General features: G+C 61.7%; 15 protein-coding genes. 9 read left to right on the top strand and 6 right to left on the bottom strand.

Features of this window, described 5'->3' with window-relative positions:
• Nucleotides 1-51 precede the first annotated feature (51 nt).
• Complete coding sequence (locus tag THPRO_RS00240; RefSeq protein WP_052064091.1) at nucleotides 52-387, top strand: outer membrane protein assembly factor BamE; 336 nt, start codon at nucleotides 52-54, stop codon at nucleotides 385-387.
• 16 nt (nucleotides 388-403) lie between these two features.
• On the opposite strand, the gene THPRO_RS00235 is transcribed toward THPRO_RS00240, so the two are convergent.
• The 3 genes from THPRO_RS00235 to THPRO_RS00225 are packed head-to-tail and all read right to left on the bottom strand — an operon-like array spanning nucleotide 404 to nucleotide 2,476.
• Nucleotides 404-688, bottom strand: coding sequence for an RnfH family protein (locus THPRO_RS00235; protein WP_038087508.1), 285 nt, complete (start codon nucleotides 686-688; stop codon nucleotides 404-406).
• Nucleotides 678-1,115, bottom strand: a complete 438-nt coding sequence (locus THPRO_RS00230) for a type II toxin-antitoxin system RatA family toxin (RefSeq protein WP_038087511.1) — start codon at nucleotides 1,113-1,115, stop codon at nucleotides 678-680. Before THPRO_RS00230 ends, THPRO_RS00235 begins: the two co-directional genes overlap by 11 nt.
• On the bottom strand, nucleotides 1,112-2,476 hold the full coding sequence (locus tag THPRO_RS00225; RefSeq protein ID WP_038087514.1) for a sodium-dependent transporter: 1,365 nt from the start codon (nucleotides 2,474-2,476) through the stop codon (nucleotides 1,112-1,114). Before THPRO_RS00225 ends, THPRO_RS00230 begins: the two co-directional genes overlap by 4 nt.
• A 119-nt stretch (nucleotides 2,477-2,595) precedes the next feature.
• Between THPRO_RS00225 and smpB the strand changes: the two genes are divergently transcribed.
• Nucleotides 2,596-3,072 carry an SsrA-binding protein SmpB gene (gene smpB, locus THPRO_RS00220; protein ID WP_038087517.1) on the top strand — a complete coding sequence of 159 codons (477 nt, stop codon included), beginning with the start codon at nucleotides 2,596-2,598 and terminating at the stop codon, nucleotides 3,070-3,072.
• A gap of 21 nt (nucleotides 3,073-3,093) precedes the next feature.
• On the opposite strand, the gene dnaQ is transcribed toward smpB, so the two are convergent.
• The 3 genes from dnaQ to THPRO_RS00205 all read right to left on the bottom strand — a co-directional run bounded on the left by dnaQ (nucleotide 3,094) and on the right by THPRO_RS00205 (nucleotide 5,228).
• Nucleotides 3,094-3,816 carry a DNA polymerase III subunit epsilon gene (gene dnaQ, locus THPRO_RS00215; protein WP_038087519.1) on the bottom strand — a complete coding sequence of 241 codons (723 nt, stop codon included), beginning with the start codon at nucleotides 3,814-3,816 and terminating at the stop codon, nucleotides 3,094-3,096.
• Nucleotides 3,817-3,907: 91 nt separating this feature from the next.
• Nucleotides 3,908-4,357, bottom strand: a complete 450-nt coding sequence (rnhA, locus tag THPRO_RS00210) for a ribonuclease HI (protein WP_065089050.1) — start codon at nucleotides 4,355-4,357, stop codon at nucleotides 3,908-3,910.
• Nucleotides 4,341-5,228 carry a class I SAM-dependent methyltransferase gene (locus THPRO_RS00205; protein WP_145930644.1) on the bottom strand — a complete coding sequence of 296 codons (888 nt, stop codon included), beginning with the start codon at nucleotides 5,226-5,228 and terminating at the stop codon, nucleotides 4,341-4,343. The genes rnhA and THPRO_RS00205 overlap by 17 nt, the downstream gene beginning before the upstream one ends.
• A 305-nt stretch (nucleotides 5,229-5,533) precedes the next feature.
• On the opposite strand from THPRO_RS00205, the gene THPRO_RS00200 reads away from it, so the two are divergent.
• The 7 genes from THPRO_RS00200 to THPRO_RS00170 all read left to right on the top strand — a co-directional run bounded on the left by THPRO_RS00200 (nucleotide 5,534) and on the right by THPRO_RS00170 (nucleotide 14,898).
• Entirely contained in the window at nucleotides 5,534-7,246 is a 1,713-nt protein-coding gene (locus tag THPRO_RS00200) for a LysM peptidoglycan-binding domain-containing protein (RefSeq protein ID WP_065089049.1), read from the top strand.
• 153 nt (nucleotides 7,247-7,399) lie between these two features.
• The gene (locus THPRO_RS00195; protein WP_161489907.1) at nucleotides 7,400-9,967 is read left to right on the top strand and encodes a CHASE2 domain-containing serine/threonine-protein kinase; all 2,568 of its coding nucleotides are present in this window, start codon (nucleotides 7,400-7,402) and stop codon (nucleotides 9,965-9,967) included.
• A complete protein-coding gene (locus tag THPRO_RS00190) occupies nucleotides 9,964-10,785 on the top strand; it encodes a Stp1/IreP family PP2C-type Ser/Thr phosphatase (protein WP_065089047.1) in 822 nt (273 codons plus the stop codon). The genes THPRO_RS00195 and THPRO_RS00190 overlap by 4 nt, the downstream gene beginning before the upstream one ends.
• Nucleotides 10,786-10,965: 180 nt before the next feature.
• The gene (locus tag THPRO_RS00185; RefSeq protein ID WP_201786906.1) at nucleotides 10,966-11,640 is read left to right on the top strand and encodes an FHA domain-containing protein; all 675 of its coding nucleotides are present in this window, start codon (nucleotides 10,966-10,968) and stop codon (nucleotides 11,638-11,640) included.
• Between the two features lie 136 nt (nucleotides 11,641-11,776).
• Nucleotides 11,777-13,081: a sensor histidine kinase gene (locus THPRO_RS00180; RefSeq protein ID WP_065089046.1), complete on the top strand. Its 1,305-nt coding sequence runs from the start codon at nucleotides 11,777-11,779 to the stop codon at nucleotides 13,079-13,081.
• Entirely contained in the window at nucleotides 13,074-13,991 is a 918-nt protein-coding gene (locus tag THPRO_RS00175) for a response regulator (protein WP_065089045.1), read from the top strand. The genes THPRO_RS00180 and THPRO_RS00175 overlap by 8 nt, the downstream gene beginning before the upstream one ends.
• Nucleotides 13,992-14,118: 127 nt before the next feature.
• Nucleotides 14,119-14,898, top strand: a complete 780-nt coding sequence (locus THPRO_RS00170) for an enoyl-ACP reductase FabI (RefSeq protein WP_065089044.1) — start codon at nucleotides 14,119-14,121, stop codon at nucleotides 14,896-14,898.
• Nucleotides 14,899-14,952: the final 54 nt, after the last annotated feature.

Here is a 14,952-nt window from a genome sequence, read left to right as displayed (position 1 = left end):
GCACATCGGTTTGCTTTAAGATGTGCGCGCCCATTCGAATCGATGACGCAAATGAAAAAAATACGCATTTCCCTGTTCGGCCTGACCATTCTAGCACTGAGCGGTTGCAGCTTCAGTTGGCTATCCGGTTATCGTCCGCCCATTCATCAGGGCAACGAGATCAAGGCGACCCAGCTACAGCAGGTCAAGATCGGCATGACCGAGGCCCAAGTCCGCTTCATCCTCGGCGACCCGATGCTGACCGACGCCTTCAATCCGAACCGGTGGGACTATGTGTACGCCCTGACCCCGACCTACGGTCGGCAGACCGTCAAGCATCTGACCCTGTATTTTCAGGACGGCAAGCTGGCTCGCATCGTCGGCGGCCCCACCTCAACGGCGCAGTAAGTCGTCCTGCGCTTGCTCAGTCGCCCTGCGCGCGCCGGCGACGGCGCTCCTTGGGATCGACGACAAGCGGACGATAGATCTCCACCCGATCGCCATCGCGCACCACGTCCGCCAGATTGCGCAGGTGCCCGAATATGCCAACCCGGCAGGTCTCGAGGTCGACGGTCGGGTGGCGCGCCAGCATGCCGGATGCCGCTATCGCCTGCCCGATCGTCGCGCCCTCGGGCAACACGACCTGCAACACCGTTTGGCGGTCGGGCAGGGCATAGGCCACCTCCACCGCCAATGCCTCAGCGGGCACCGTATACCTCGCGTGCCCGCTTGACGAAGGCGTCCACCAGGCTATTGACGATTTGGCTGAACACCGGGCCCACGGCAAGACCGAGCAGCCGGTTCGAGAAATCGAACTCCATGTCCAGCGACACCTTGCATGCCTTCTCGCCCAGCGCATCGAAACGCCAAAAGCCGTGCAGATGACTGAACGGCCCCTCGACCAGCCTGATTTCGATCATCTTACCGGGCTGCATCCGATTATGCGTGGTGAAGGTCTTGCGTACGCCTCCGCGCGAAAGCTCGATACTGGCCTTCACCTCGCGTTCTTCGCGCGAGAGAATGGTCGTCTGTCGGCACCACGGCAGAAAATCGGCGTAGTGCTCGATATCGTCCACCAGCGCAAACATCTCCTGCGGCGTATAGTCCACCAGTGCCGAGCGGCTTACAGCCGTCATATACCCCCCCGAATCAGGCCCAGAGCGTTCAACAAAACCAGCAGCATGGCCACCGGCGTCACATAGCGCAGCACGGTCAGCCATACGCGGACAGCGGCGCGCGACAGCGCCAGCTCCTGGCGCAACGAGCGACCGGCAATCATCCAGCCGACGAATATCACGATCAGCAACCCGACCACCGGCAACATGAGGTTGCCCGTCAGCATATCGAGCAGACCGAACCAGGTATGCCCCAAGATCAACACGCCGGACCAGATATTGAACGAGAGAATCGTCATAACGCCCAGCACCCACACGCCGCCACCCACCCACAGGGCCGCCTTCGCGCGCGACTTGCCGCGTTCGACCCACCAGGCCACGGCGGGTTCCAGCAGGGCGATTGCGGAAGTCAATGCGGCCAGGACCAGAGCAGCGTAAAACAGGGTGCCGAACAGGTCGCCACAACGCGCATGTCCGAAAGCCGAGGGCAAGACGGTAAATACCAGCCCCGGCCCCTGCATGACCGGCAAATGACCGGCAAACACCAGGGGATAGATCGCAATGCCGGACAACAGCGCGGCCAGGGTATCGGCCAGCACGACCCACAGGCTCATGCGCGCTATCGACACGCGATCCGGCAGATAGGCGCCGTACGCCATCATCGTCCCGGTCCCCAGGCTGAGCGTGAAGAAGGCATGGCCAAGCGCGATCAGTACGACCTTGCCGTCGATCGCGGCGAAATCCGGTTCGAACATATAGGCCATCGCGCGACCGACACCACCCTCCACGGCCGCATACAGCCCCAGTACCGACAGTAGAATGAACAACGCCGGCACGAACAGCCGCGACGCACGTTCGAGCCCCTGTCGCACGCCGCGCGACACGACGGCTACCGTCATCGCCATGAACAGGCTATGCCAGAACAGCAAACGCCAGGGCTCGTCATTGAGCCGAGAAAACACGCCCTGTACGGCCGTCGCGTCCAGACCGCGGTACTCACCCCGCGCGCTCATCCACATGTAGTCGAGACCCCAGCCTGCGATGACGCTGTAGAACGACAGGATCAACAGGCCGGCCGCCACCGCGAAGATGCCCACCGCCGCCCATGGCCGGCAGCGGCCCTCGTCCATCGCGATCTCGCGAAAGGCCGCCGGCGGGCTGCCGCGACCGCGCCGTCCGAGCAGCAGCTCGGCCATCATCAGCGGCATGCCGACCAGCAGCAGGCAGACCAGATACACCAACAAAAAGGCTCCGCCACCATTCTGGCCGGCGATATAGGGGTATTTCCAGATGTTGCCGAGCCCGACGACCGCGCCGGTCGCAGCGAGGAAAAACCCTCCCTGCGACGACCACTCGCCATGTATGGACTTGAGTCTTCTCACGCAGGCACCATCGCAAAACGTCGTATTGTCGACCCTGCGGCATCCACGGACAAGTCGACCTGGCGCGTCGGACACGTGCTATCGACCCGCACCTGGCACATTCCCTTTATAATGCGCCGATGAGCAAGAAACCCGACAGCAGCAGCCGTTCGACCATTGCCCTCAATCGGCGCGCGCGCCATGATTTTTTCATCGAGGACACCTTCGAGGCAGGACTCGCGCTTGAAGGCTGGGAGGTCAAGAGCCTTCGCGCCGGCCGCGCCCAGCTCAACGAGAGCTACGCACTGATCAAGGAAGGAGAAGCTTGGCTGTTCGGCGCGCATATCTCGCCGCTGCTGAGCGCCTCGACGCATGTTCACCCTGACGCCACGCGCACTCGACGCATGCTCCTGCACCGCGCCGAACTCAATCGCCTCATCGGCGCGGTCGAACGCAAAGGCTTCACACTGATTCCCCTGGCGCTTTACTGGAAGCGCGGGCGCGCCAAGCTGGAACTCGGGCTTGCCAAGGGCAAGAAGGTCCACGACAAGCGGGCCACCGAGCGTGACCGCGAATGGGATCGGGACAAAGCCCGCATTCTCAAGTCTTCCCGTTAACCGTCACCAAGGCCCCCAGCCCTAAGACTGGCGCCAGCGGCAACCCGTCTCGCCAGCCGCCTTGGCAATACCGTCGAGCACCGTCTCGTGTCGCGCACGCTCACGCTCGTCGGCGCGTATCACCCGCAGAGGCGGCCGATCGTCATCCAGACGGCGCACGACCGATTGGGTGCGCGTGCCCGACCGTTGTGCGCCGTCTGGATGGGTATCCGGAAGCAGACTCGTCTGCCCCCCCGTCATGGCCAGGTACACTTCGGCCAGGATCTGCGCATCCAGCAACGCGCCATGCAACTCGCGATGTTCGTTGCTGACCCCGTAACGCTTGCAAAGGGCATCGAGGCTGTTGCGCTGCCCGGGGTGCATCTGGCGCGCCAGCACTAGGGAATCGACGACGGGACACAGCTCGCGCATCGTCGCCCGACCACCTTCCAGACGCGCCAGCTCGGCATCGAGAAACCCGAGATCAAAGGGGGCATTGTGGATCACGAGCTCCGCCCCCGCGACAAAGGCCAGGAACTCCTCGGCCACATCGGCGAAACGCGGCTTGTCAGCCAGGAATGCCGACGTGATGCCGTGTACCGCCGCAGCGCCCTCGTCGATCTCGCGATCGGGCTGCAGATAGTAGTGGAAATGCCGACCGGTGGCGCGGCGGTTCAACAGTTCGACGCAACCGATCTCGATAACCCGGTGGCCCTGCTGCGGTTCAAGACCGGTGGTTTCGGTATCCAGCACGATCTGACGCATCACGCGGACTCCCAATGAAGGCGAATACGGCACGCGCGGCAGGTCAACGGCCGCACAAGCAACTCGCGCAGGCACAACCGGCGCTTCTGACTCATGCGGCGTTGCCCTGCATGCGGTCGATCGCCTCGTTGGCAAGACGATCGGCCAGCTCGTTCTCCGGATGGCCGGCGTGCCCCTTGACCCACTCCCACACGACCTGGTGTCGCTGGCTGGCCGCATCCAGACTGACCCACAGATCCTGGTTCTTCACCGGCTGCCCCGAGGCCGTTTTCCAGCCTTTGCGCTTCCAGCCCGACAGCCAGCGCGTGATCCCGTCCCGCACGTAGGTCGAGTCGGTGACCAGACGCACCTTGCACGGACGGCGCAAGGCCTCCAGAGCCTTGATCGCGGCAGTCAGTTCCATGCGATTGTTGGTGGTCTGCGCCTCGGCGCCGGACAAATGCTTTTCTCGATCACCGACACGCAGCAATGCACCCCACCCGCCCGGTCCAGGGTTCCCGCGGCAAGCCCCATCGGTATAGATCTCAATCGTGTCGTTCACTGGAAATCACCTTGGGTGTCGTTTTGATCGCCGCACCCGGCAGCACACGCAGCCTGCGCCGGCTCGGCTTGATGAATGTCAGGGTGGACTCCCGTTTTTTGGCGGCAATGATACGGATACCGCCCAACATGGAAAAGCGGCGGCGGCCCATCGTCTCCAGCCATCCACAGCGGTCCGTCATCAAGGCTCGGCGCGACGGCGGGCGATACATCAGATGACGCGTCTGGCTGATATCGAACCCTAGCAGGGCCAGCCAGTCCTTCAGGCGGGCCTGCGTATACAGATGCGCGCGACCCGAACGCTTAGAAAACTGCCTCGGGCCGCCACCTGCCAACGCCCACAGGCCCCACAGACTGATCGGATTGAAACCGATGAAAACCGCATGCCCCTCCGGCACCAGCACACGGTCGATCTCGCGCAGCACCTGATGCGGATCCGGTGAAAATTCGAGCACATGCGGCAGCACCACGAGATCAAGCGTCTCCGCGGCAAAGGGCAATGCTTCGGGCCGCCCCAGCACATCTGCGCCTGACAGCATCGTGGCCATCCCGGCCTGCTGTTTGACCCGGCTGCTTGCCAGTAGCGAGGGGGAAAGCGCGCCCAGCCCGATCTGCACGCCGACATAGCCGAACATTTCGCCTAACAGGCTCGGCATTTCCTCGTGCAGTCGCGACCATACATGACGCCCGATATCTCCCTGATACCACTCGACTAACGCCTGTTCTGGCTCCAAACCAGCCATCCTCTCGCACCACTCGCGCGCCATGCCCAGAATCCCGAGCATACCGCCTGACGCCATCCTCGCGCCAACCATCCGGCCAGACCCACAATCTACTTGTTCAACGGCCGCATCTGAGGATAAGCTATGCACGCATGAGAAACCTCAGAAAAACTCAGTTGATTAAGGGCTTGCCGGCGGTAGCTGCTCTGCTTTCTCTCTCAGGATGCGCCACACTGGAGCATCTGGGCGGAGCGCCCGCGCCGGCAGGCACGACAACCGCAAGCGCCAGCCGGCCGGCAAGCGAGACGCCCGCCGCCCCACCCTGTCCTGGCACCCCTGACGACACGAGCGCGAATTGCACGGCTCCGTCGCCCGGCGCGTCCTCGCCAGTCGCAAACAACGGCCCGACAAGCGAAGACGCCACGACGGCCAGCCTTGCCAGCACCGATTCCGCAATGCCGGCGACCGACTCGCCGGACGGCGAAACGACAGCGGAAGCCGCGCCCGTTGCACAACCGCAGAACGAAACCATCTGGACCGACATACGGTCGGGGTTTCAGCTGCCCGACGGCCTTCAGCAGCCGCTGGTTCAGAACGCCATCGCCTTCTACCGGCAGCACCCCGCCTACCTCGAGCGAGTCACTGCCAGGGCCGAACCCTATCTCTACTATATCCTGCAGCAGATACACCAACGACATATGCCGACCGAATTGGCGCTGCTGCCGGTGGTCGAAAGCGCCTACATACCCTACGCCTACTCAAGCTGTCGGGCCGCGGGCATCTGGCAGTTCACCCCCTCGACGGGACGCCACTTCGGCCTGAAACAGAATTGGTGGTACGACGGTCGCCGCGATATCTACGCCTCCACCAAGGCGGCCTTGGATTATCTGCAGTCCCTGCACGACCAGTTTGGCAGCTGGCTGCTCGCGCTGGCCGCCTACAATTCCGGCGCCGGCACCGTGCAATGGGCGATCAAGCGCAACCAGGAACGACACAAACCCACCGACTTCTGGGCGCTCGATCTGCCTGAGCAGACTAAGACCTACGTGCCCAAGCTACTCGCGGTCAAGGCCATCGTCGCACACCCCAAGCAATACAACGTCAGTCTATGGCCGATCCCCGACAAACCCTATCTTGCCGTCGTACATCTCAAATCTCAGATCGACCTCGCCCTGGCGGCCAAGCTGGCCGGCATCAAACTCAACGAACTCTATCTGCTTAATCCGGGCTACAACCGCTGGGCCACCGACCCGAACGGCCCCCACAGACTCCTGCTGCCAGCAGACCGCGTGCAGACCTTCGACGAAAAGCTGGCCAGTATTCCGGCCAGTCAGCGCGTCACCTGGATCAGACATGAAGTAAAAGCGGGCGAAACATTGAGCCAGATCGCCGCCGAGTACCACACCGCCATCGGGGTCATACGGCAAACCAACCATCTGCGAGGCAACCTGATCCGTGTCGGGCAATATCTGATCGTACCGCGATCATCGAAGCCCTATCAGGCCTATGCCATGGCAGAGGGTCTGCGCCACCGCATGCCGCAGCCTGCGCATACCGGAAGCACCAAGCTCTACCACGTCGTCAAACCTGGCGACACGCTCTGGGATATCGCTCGCGCGTACCACGTCGACGTCGCCAAACTCGCACGCTGGAACAACATGACCACCCACGCGCCCTTGCGCTTGGGGCAGAGACTTCTGATCTGGAGCCACGGCGGCGGCGTGCACGCAACGCCTGTACGGCTAGCCTCGGCGGCCAAGCCACCGAGCGGACAGACGGGCGCAACTGCCGGCACGGTCTATCACGTCGTCAAGTCTGGCGATACGCTCTGGGATATCGCACGCAACTACAAGGTCAGCATCTCCGACCTGATGCACTGGAACCATCTCGGCCCGCATAGCGCCCTGCACCCCGGGCAACGACTGGTCGTTCACCCCGCCAGTGGCGACGGACTCGCGATCGCCAGCAGCGGCCAGCCCGCGCAACGGGTGCGCACGGTATCCTATACCGTGCGCAACGGCGATTCGCTTTACAGCATCGCCCAGCGCTTCGGGGTCAACATCCCCTCCATACGACGCTGGAACGACCTGGGCAGGACCGACATCCTGCACCCTGGCCAACCGCTCAAGCTTCGTGTGGATGTCACTCAAATGCACAACGAAAGCTGATCAGGCCGCACGCCGGGCCGCAGCCCGACCAGCAGCGGCCAGCGACAAGACACGGACGTCCACCTCAATATAAACAACGCACAGGACGTCCAGCCCCACACCACCAAAGACGACCGCACGCACATGGGCCGAAACGCGACTGGCGAATCCCTTTTGAGCAAGGATTGGCTCTGGGCACTGGCTGCCATCGTGGTGCTGGGGCTACTTTCCGGAATCGGCCAGTTTCGCGGCCTGGACGAGTCCCTGTTCAATCTCTTCGCAAGGCTGACGCCGGCAAGCCCCACACCACGCATCGACTTGATCGCGATCGACAAGCGCAGCCTTAAATCATTGGGTCAGTGGCCCTGGCCGCGCAGCACGCTCGCGCGCCTGTTGGATATCGCGGCGACGGGCAACCCCAAGATCATGGCACTCACGCTGCCGCTGGATACGCCGCAGGTCACGCCGGGACTCGAGGCGCTGGAACATCTCAGCATGCGTTTCAAATCGGAAGGTCTCAGCGAAGCACCAGCCACCCTGGCTCACCTCGGACGCCGACTGCCTGCGCCCGAATCCGAGCGTCTCGCACGGCTAGGTGCCTCGCTCGACCGGTTTTCGACGCAGCTGCGCACGACCATGAACAAGCTCGACCAGGATCGCAGCCTCGGTCTCGGACTTTCCCAGAACCATCATGTCGATCTCGCCTACACCTATGCCCCCGGCGTCACCCAGGGCGCCCCCGAGACACCACTCCCGGCCGCGCTGACACGCAACCGCCTCACCGCCAGCACATTGCTGAAACAGGCGTCGCCGCCCTCCGCCTATACGCTCGATCTGCCCCTCAACGCATTCCTCACGCACGCGCTGGGCGCCGGCGCGCTGGGCGGCAGCGCCGTGGGCTGGGGCAGATTCACGGGCACTCCGCTTGCCGTCAGTTACTATGGCCAGATACTGCCCAGCCTGGCTTTGCTGATCGCGATGCAAAGCCTCAATCTCAGCACATCAGACATCCGCTACCTGCCCGAGCAGGGTCTCAAGTTGGGTTCGCTGCTGATTCATGCGGACCGCTCCTTGCGCATACACCCACGAACCTACCGGGGCGTCGGCGGCTCCCCTGCTTTCAAAACCTACAGTTTCACCGACGTCCTCAACGGCAACGTCGATCCGACGGTATTCCGCGACAAGATCGTACTGATCGGTCCTACGGACGCTTCCGCGGACGGCCTTCCCGGCGAAAGCCGTCTCGAACTACTGGCGGACCAGATTTCCAGTATCCTCGGACAAGACGCGATCTACTCACCTGCCTGGTCGCGCTACCCGCTCATGGCCGGCTGGATACTGGCTGCGATCTACCTGGTCTGGCTACTGCCCCTGCTGGGCAACCGGCTGGCAGGCGCGACCGCGATTGCTTTGATATCCGCTCTGGTCGCCGCCAGCTTCTATCCGTTCTACACCTACGGCATATGGTACTCGCCCACGGGCCCGGCCCTGCTCCTGTTCGCGGGATTCTGGCTGATCATGCTCAAGCGTCGCCTGTACAGCGGCAAAGGCCTGCTGCCAGGCTCCAACGCCAACTTGGAGAACATGCGCGTGCTCGGCCTGGCGTTCCAAAGCCAGGGACAGCTGGACATGGCTTTCGACCGCTTCCGTCATCTGCCGATCAACGAGCAAACGCTCGAATTGCTGTATGGGCTTGCCCTGGATTACGAGCGCAAGCGCCGCTTCGACAAAGCCCATACCGTATACGAATACATCGCGCGCCATCGCCGCAGCTACCGCGATATACGCGAACGCATGAAACGCACCCAAACCCTGAGCGAAGCCACACTCACGCCGCAACCGGGCAGCGGGGACAAGATCGGTAACGGCGGCACGCTGATCCTGCGTCATAGCGGCGTGCAGAAACCCATGCTCGGGCGCTACGAAGTGGAAAAGGAAATCGGACGCGGCGCCATGAGCACCGTCTACGAAGGCCGAGACCCCAAGATCGGCCGCACGGTCGCCATCAAAACCCTGCCGCTCTCGACCGAATTCCAGGGCGAGGAACTCGAGCAGGTCAAGGCGCGCTTCTATCGCGAGGCCGAAACCGCAGGGCAGCTCAGCCACCCCAATATCGTCACGATCTACGATGCAGGCGAAGAGGACGACGTCGCCTATATCGCGATGGAGTACCTCAAGGGGCGCAACCTGACCCATTTCGTCGGCCGGGAAGATCTTTTGCCCGTATCCGTGGTGCTCGAAATCGTGGCCAAGTGTGCGTTAGCTCTGGACTATGCGCACCGCCATCAAGTCGTGCATCGGGACGTCAAGCCGGCCAACATCGTCTACAACGTGGATACGGGCGACGTCAAACTGACCGATTTCGGCATCGCCCGTATCACCGATGCCAGCAAGACCCGCACCGGCGTGATCATGGGTACGCCCTCATACATGTCACCGGAACAGCTCGCCGGCCGCAAGCTGGATGGGCGGTCCGACCTGTTCTCCTTGGGCATTACCTGTTTTCAGCTGCTGACGGGAGCGCCGCCATTTCATGCTGACACCATGGCCACTTTGATGTACAAAATCACCAATGAAGCCCACCCGGCACTGAATGCATTACGCGACGATCTCGCTCCCTGCGTCAGCCCCATCATCAACAAGGTTCTCCAGAAAAATCCGGACAAACGCTTTCAAACCGGGCGGGAACTGGCTAACCAGTTGCTGCGCTGCGCACGCGACATCAGGGAGCAGAACCTATGAACCTGGAAGGGTTATTCGAGTGGGGTACCGCCACGGATACCGGTCGCGTGCGCAGCAACAACGAAGATGCGCTGGCCGTCGACACCTCGCTCGGCGTCTTCGTCCTGGCGGACGGGATGGGCGGACACAAAGGGGGCGAAATCGCCAGCAACCTCGCGATCACCAGCCTGCTGGATAGACTACGGCAAACGCTGCCGCCCCTCAAACCCGGCCAACTCGACGAGGCCCTCGGGTACACGCACGAGAGCATCGCCATCCGAGAAGCGGTCATCCACGCCAACCGCACGATCTACGAGTCCGCCCAGGCTCAACCACAGTACGAGGGCATGGGCACCACGCTTGTCGTCGCCGTCTTCTACGACAACCGCCTGAGCATCGCCCACGTCGGGGATTCGCGGATATATCGTTTGCGCAACGACCAGCTCGAGCAAATCACCAGCGACCACACCATGCTGCAGGAGTTGATAGACCGCGGCTTTTACACCGAAGAGGAGGCACAGCGCTCCATGCATCGCAACCTGGTGACCCGCGCACTGGGCGTCGAGGGTAGCGTCGCAGTCGACATCCAGGAAGAGCTGGTCCTCCCTGGAGATTTGTACCTGCTTTGTTCGGACGGGCTACACGATCTTGTGGGCGACGCCCAACTTGCCGAAAGGCTCGCCGCCTGCACCGACCTGAATCAGTGCGCGCAAACGCTCGTGGACGATGCAAATAACCAAGGCGGCAAGGATAATATTTCACTAATTCTCGCCAGGCCGATCGGCGACTTCCCCGCCAAACGGCGCTGGTACGCGCGCGTGGGTAATTGGTTCCGATGAGCCTCCGCGAAGTTTCGGGGCGCATCCGGCCCTGGAACAGGAGGGAGTCAAGGCCCGACCGACAGAGATGACAAACGCGCAACGGCATGCCATAAGCCTTGCACGTAAATCGCAGACTGAACAAGCCTCTGGGCAATGGAGAGCATGATGGCCAAACTCATTCTTTCGCGCGACATGCATGTGCTCGACGAATATCCGCTCGAGAAAGAGTGCATCACCATCGGCCGCAAGCCGGACAATGACATTCAAGTCAACGATCGGGCCATCAGCGGCTACCACTGCCAGATCATCACCGTACTCAACGACTCGTTTCTCGAAGACCTACAGAGCACCAACGGCACCTTCGTCAATACGCGCCGAATCACCAAACACGCTCTTCGCGACGGCGATCTCATCAATCTCGGCACCCATCAGTTGCAATACGTCAACGAATTCGCCGGCGCGCAAGGCGACAACAATGACTACGAAAGAACCATGATCCTGCAAATGGACAACGCCCCCCCTCCACCACGCGCATCCGAGCGACAGGCAACGGGCATCGCCAACGACGCCGCATCCCCGGCGCCAACCACGGCACAGGCGGACACGCATGCCTGGCTGGAAATCCTCAACGGATCCAACAAGGGCAAGCGCTATGAAGTCACGCGCGCGATGACCACGCTCGGCAAACCGGGCAATCAGGTCGCGGTGATTACACGACGCGGGCGCAATTTCGTGATCATCGGCGTGGAAGCCGATACCGCCGGACAATACCCTCGTCTCAACGGCGAGCCCATTAGCGTTCGCTCCATGCCGCTGTCGAATCAGGACCAGATCGAGGTTGGCGGTATCCGCATGACCTTCCGCCTTGAATGACAGGCTGTCAACGCGCTGTCACACGCACACGCTAAGCTCCCAGTGTCGAGCGGGCCTTACCCTCGACGCCAAGCCATGACTCATAATCATCCTCCCGCAATGACGGGGGCGAGCGACATACGCCCGGGAGCCGCGAGTGGAAGGAACCATAGCCGGTCTATCGGCCTCCATTGAGGCCATTCCGCCTGAACTTGCGATCAGCGAAGTCAGCAATCTTTTCCTTAGCGATGCGCTGCAGGACATCCTTTCGCTGCCGGTCGTCTTAGAGGATGGCCGTATCGCAGGCAGCATCAGTCGCTACCAACTCATGCGGATTTTCTTCCGGCCCTATGGGCGCGAGCTGTTCGGCAAACGCCCGGTGCGGAGTTTCATGAATACGACCCCCCTGATTGTCGCGCTCGACCAATCGATCGAGCAGGCGGCGCAACACGTCACTCGCCACATCACCGCGCCGGTCACGGAGGACTTCATCGTTTCTCACGAAGGCCGGTATCATGGCATCGGCCGCGTGATCGATCTTCTCCAGGCGATGGAGGCACGCGTACGGCGCCACTCGCAAGAACTGTCGCAAGCCTACGGGCGCCTGAAGGCCTCGCAAGGACAACTCATACAGTCGGAAAAAATGGCCTCGCTAGGCCAAATGGTTGCTGGCCTGGCCCATGAAATCAACACGCCGCTCGGCTATGTCCGCAACAATGTCGAGCTCGTGAATGCCGCACTGAATGCGGCTGGCGATGCCATTCGCGCACTGAATCCTGACGCATCGACCGGCGACGACGCCGATACACTAGACGAAGCCCGCCGGTACGCGCTTGCCTTCGAACAGGAATACGGGCTCGAAGACACCGCCGGTCTGCTTGAAGATACGCTCTACGGCGTCCGGCAAATTTCGGAGCTGGTATCCAACCTCAAAACCTTCAGCCGTCTGGATCAGGCCAAGCTTGCCGCCGCTTCGATCTCGGAATGCCTGGACAGCGCCTTGATGATTGCACGCCATCTCCTCAAGGACCGCATCGAAATCGTCAAGCAATACGACGAAACGCCCCTGATCGAATGTTCGCCTTCGCAAATCAACCAGGTGTTCCTTAACCTGATCACCAATGCGGCGCAGGCCATTGACGGCAACGGCCGGATCACGCTGCGTACCTATGTCGAAGAAAGTCATGTCGTTGCCAGCCTGCAGGACACCGGCTCCGGCATGGCACCCGAACTGATGAAACGCATCTTCGATCCTTTCTTCACCACCAAGGATGTAGGGCAAGGCACCGGACTGGGACTTTCTATCAGCTACCAGATCATCAAGCAGCATGGCGGTCAGATAAGGGTCGCATCCAAACCGGGAAAGGGCACACGCTTCACGATTCGCCTGCCCATCCCGACCGCGGCAGCCAACACCGCCGACGGTAGCGATCGCCCCCCCATGGAGGCCTCCCATGGCTGATGCACGCCTGCTACTGGTGGACGATGAGTCGCGCGTACTTCGCTCACTGAAGATGCTGCTCAAGAACCAGTATGAAATTCATACTGCCGCATCTGGAAGCCAAGCTCTTGAAATCCTCGACCGCCACCCCATCGATGTGCTCGTCAGCGACCAGCGCATGCCGGAAATGACCGGCGTGGAACTATTGCGCGAATCGCATCGCCTGCACCCGGATACCATGCGCATCCTGTTGACGGGCTATTCGGATCTTAACGCCATCATCAGCTCGATCAATGAAGGCGAAATATATCGATTCATAAACAAACCCTGGGATCCCGAGCACCTCAGACAAACCATCGCACAGGCGGCGGCCATCGCACGCGCCTCAACGCCGACTCGCCGGGAACCCCAGCAATGTCCGTCAGAGATGGCGCTGGACAAGGCAGCGCCCGAGGTTCTGGTTCTGGACGCCGACCCCGCGACTGCACGCCTGGTGGAGATGCTTGTCGGCAAGCACGCACGCGTTCGATCCAGCCAATCCCTCTCTGAAGCACTCAAGATCCTCGCCGAAGAGGACATCGCCATTCTGGTCAGCGAACTCAAGCTTGGCGACAAGGATCTGTCACCCGCCCTCAAGGCGCTCAAACGGTTCAACCCCGCCACACTTGCACTGGTGGTCACCGCATTCCGTGACAGCACCTCACTGATAGAACTGATCAACCAGGCGCAAATCCATCGGTTGCTGCCCAAGCCCATCAGCAGAACGCTGCTTGAGCGTAGCCTCCATCACTGCCTTTCCCACCATCAAGAACTCATGCGCACCCCCCAGCTGAAGGCGCGACACACGGTGGAAACAGCACCAGTCCAGGATGAAGGCGGCATGATCACGGGCTTCGTGGAACGACTGCGACGTCGCTTCCGGGCGGCATGACCCGCCCGCCTTCCACGGCACTCGGCACCTTGTCGCGGCTCATTGTGCCCTCCCCCCGGCTGCCCTATCATAGCCCGGCATAAAATCTGCCCCCAATTCAGGGCTAACTGCGACATGGAGACAGATCATGGGAATACTTGCCGGCAAGCGCGCGCTGGTGACCGGCGTAGCCAGTGACAGGTCCATCGCCTGGGGCATCGCACAGACGATGCGCCGCGAGGGCGCCGAGCTAGCCTTCACCTACCCCAACGAACGCCTCAAGGAACGCGTCGTAAAGTTTGCAAGCGCCTGCGATTCCGAAATCGTCCTACCTTGCGACGTCTCTACGGACGAGTCCATCGATGCGCTCTTCGAGGAGCTTTCGCAGCACTGGGAGCATTTCGACATTCTCGTGCATTCGATTGCGTTCGCGCCCAAGGAAGCGCTTGAAGGCGATTTTCTGGAAAACATCAGCCGGGAAAGCTTCAATATAGCCCATGACATCAGCTCATACAGTCTGAGCGCGCTCGCCAAAGGCGCCCGTCCGATGATGCGCGGTCGAAACGGCGCCATCGTCACCCTGAGCTATCTTGGTGCGGAACGCGCCATGCCCAATTACAACGTCATGGGACTCGCGAAGGCGAGCCTCGAAGCCAACATGCGCTACCTGGCCTACACGCTCGGCCCCGAAGGCACTCGGGTCAACGCCGTGTCCGCCGGCCCCATACGCACACTGGCCGCCGCAGGCATCGGGGATTTCAGGCGCATGCTCGAAAAAGTCGAACAGACCGCCCCGCTGAGAAAAAATGTGACAACCGAGGAAGTCGGCAATGCCGCGACTTTCCTGTGTTCGGATTTCGCCTCAGGCATCACAGGCGAAGTGCTTTACGTGGACGCGGGCTACAACATCATCGGCTTGGGCAGCTGACGGGCCCTGCGCTATCCGGATCGGGGGCGCCTGCCGGCGCCCCCCGTGTACTAC

The organism is Acidihalobacter prosperus (assembly GCF_000754095.2).
Taxonomy (GTDB): Bacteria; Pseudomonadota; Gammaproteobacteria; order DSM-5130; family Acidihalobacteraceae; genus Acidihalobacter; species Acidihalobacter prosperus.
The sequence above is the reverse complement of the archived record's forward strand: the minus strand, read 5'-3'. Positions and strand labels throughout refer to the sequence as shown.

Excerpts from the sequence above, each read along its gene's own strand:
- THPRO_RS00175 (WP_065089045.1), top strand. The coding sequence starts at position 13,074 with ATGGCTGATGCACGCCTGCTACTGGTGGACGATGAGTCGCGCGTACTT.
- THPRO_RS00200 (WP_065089049.1), top strand. The coding sequence starts at position 5,534 with ATGCCGGCGACCGACTCGCCGGACGGCGAAACGACAGCGGAAGCCGCG.
- THPRO_RS00190 (WP_065089047.1), top strand. The coding sequence starts at position 9,964 with ATGAACCTGGAAGGGTTATTCGAGTGGGGTACCGCCACGGATACCGGT.
- THPRO_RS00240 (WP_052064091.1), top strand. The coding sequence starts at position 52 with ATGAAAAAAATACGCATTTCCCTGTTCGGCCTGACCATTCTAGCACTG.
- THPRO_RS00230 (WP_038087511.1), bottom strand. The coding sequence starts at position 1,115 with ATGACGGCTGTAAGCCGCTCGGCACTGGTGGACTATACGCCGCAGGAG.
- smpB (WP_038087517.1), top strand. The coding sequence starts at position 2,596 with ATGAGCAAGAAACCCGACAGCAGCAGCCGTTCGACCATTGCCCTCAAT.
- THPRO_RS00170 (WP_065089044.1), top strand. The coding sequence starts at position 14,119 with ATGGGAATACTTGCCGGCAAGCGCGCGCTGGTGACCGGCGTAGCCAGT.
- dnaQ (WP_038087519.1), bottom strand. The coding sequence starts at position 3,816 with ATGCGTCAGATCGTGCTGGATACCGAAACCACCGGTCTTGAACCGCAG.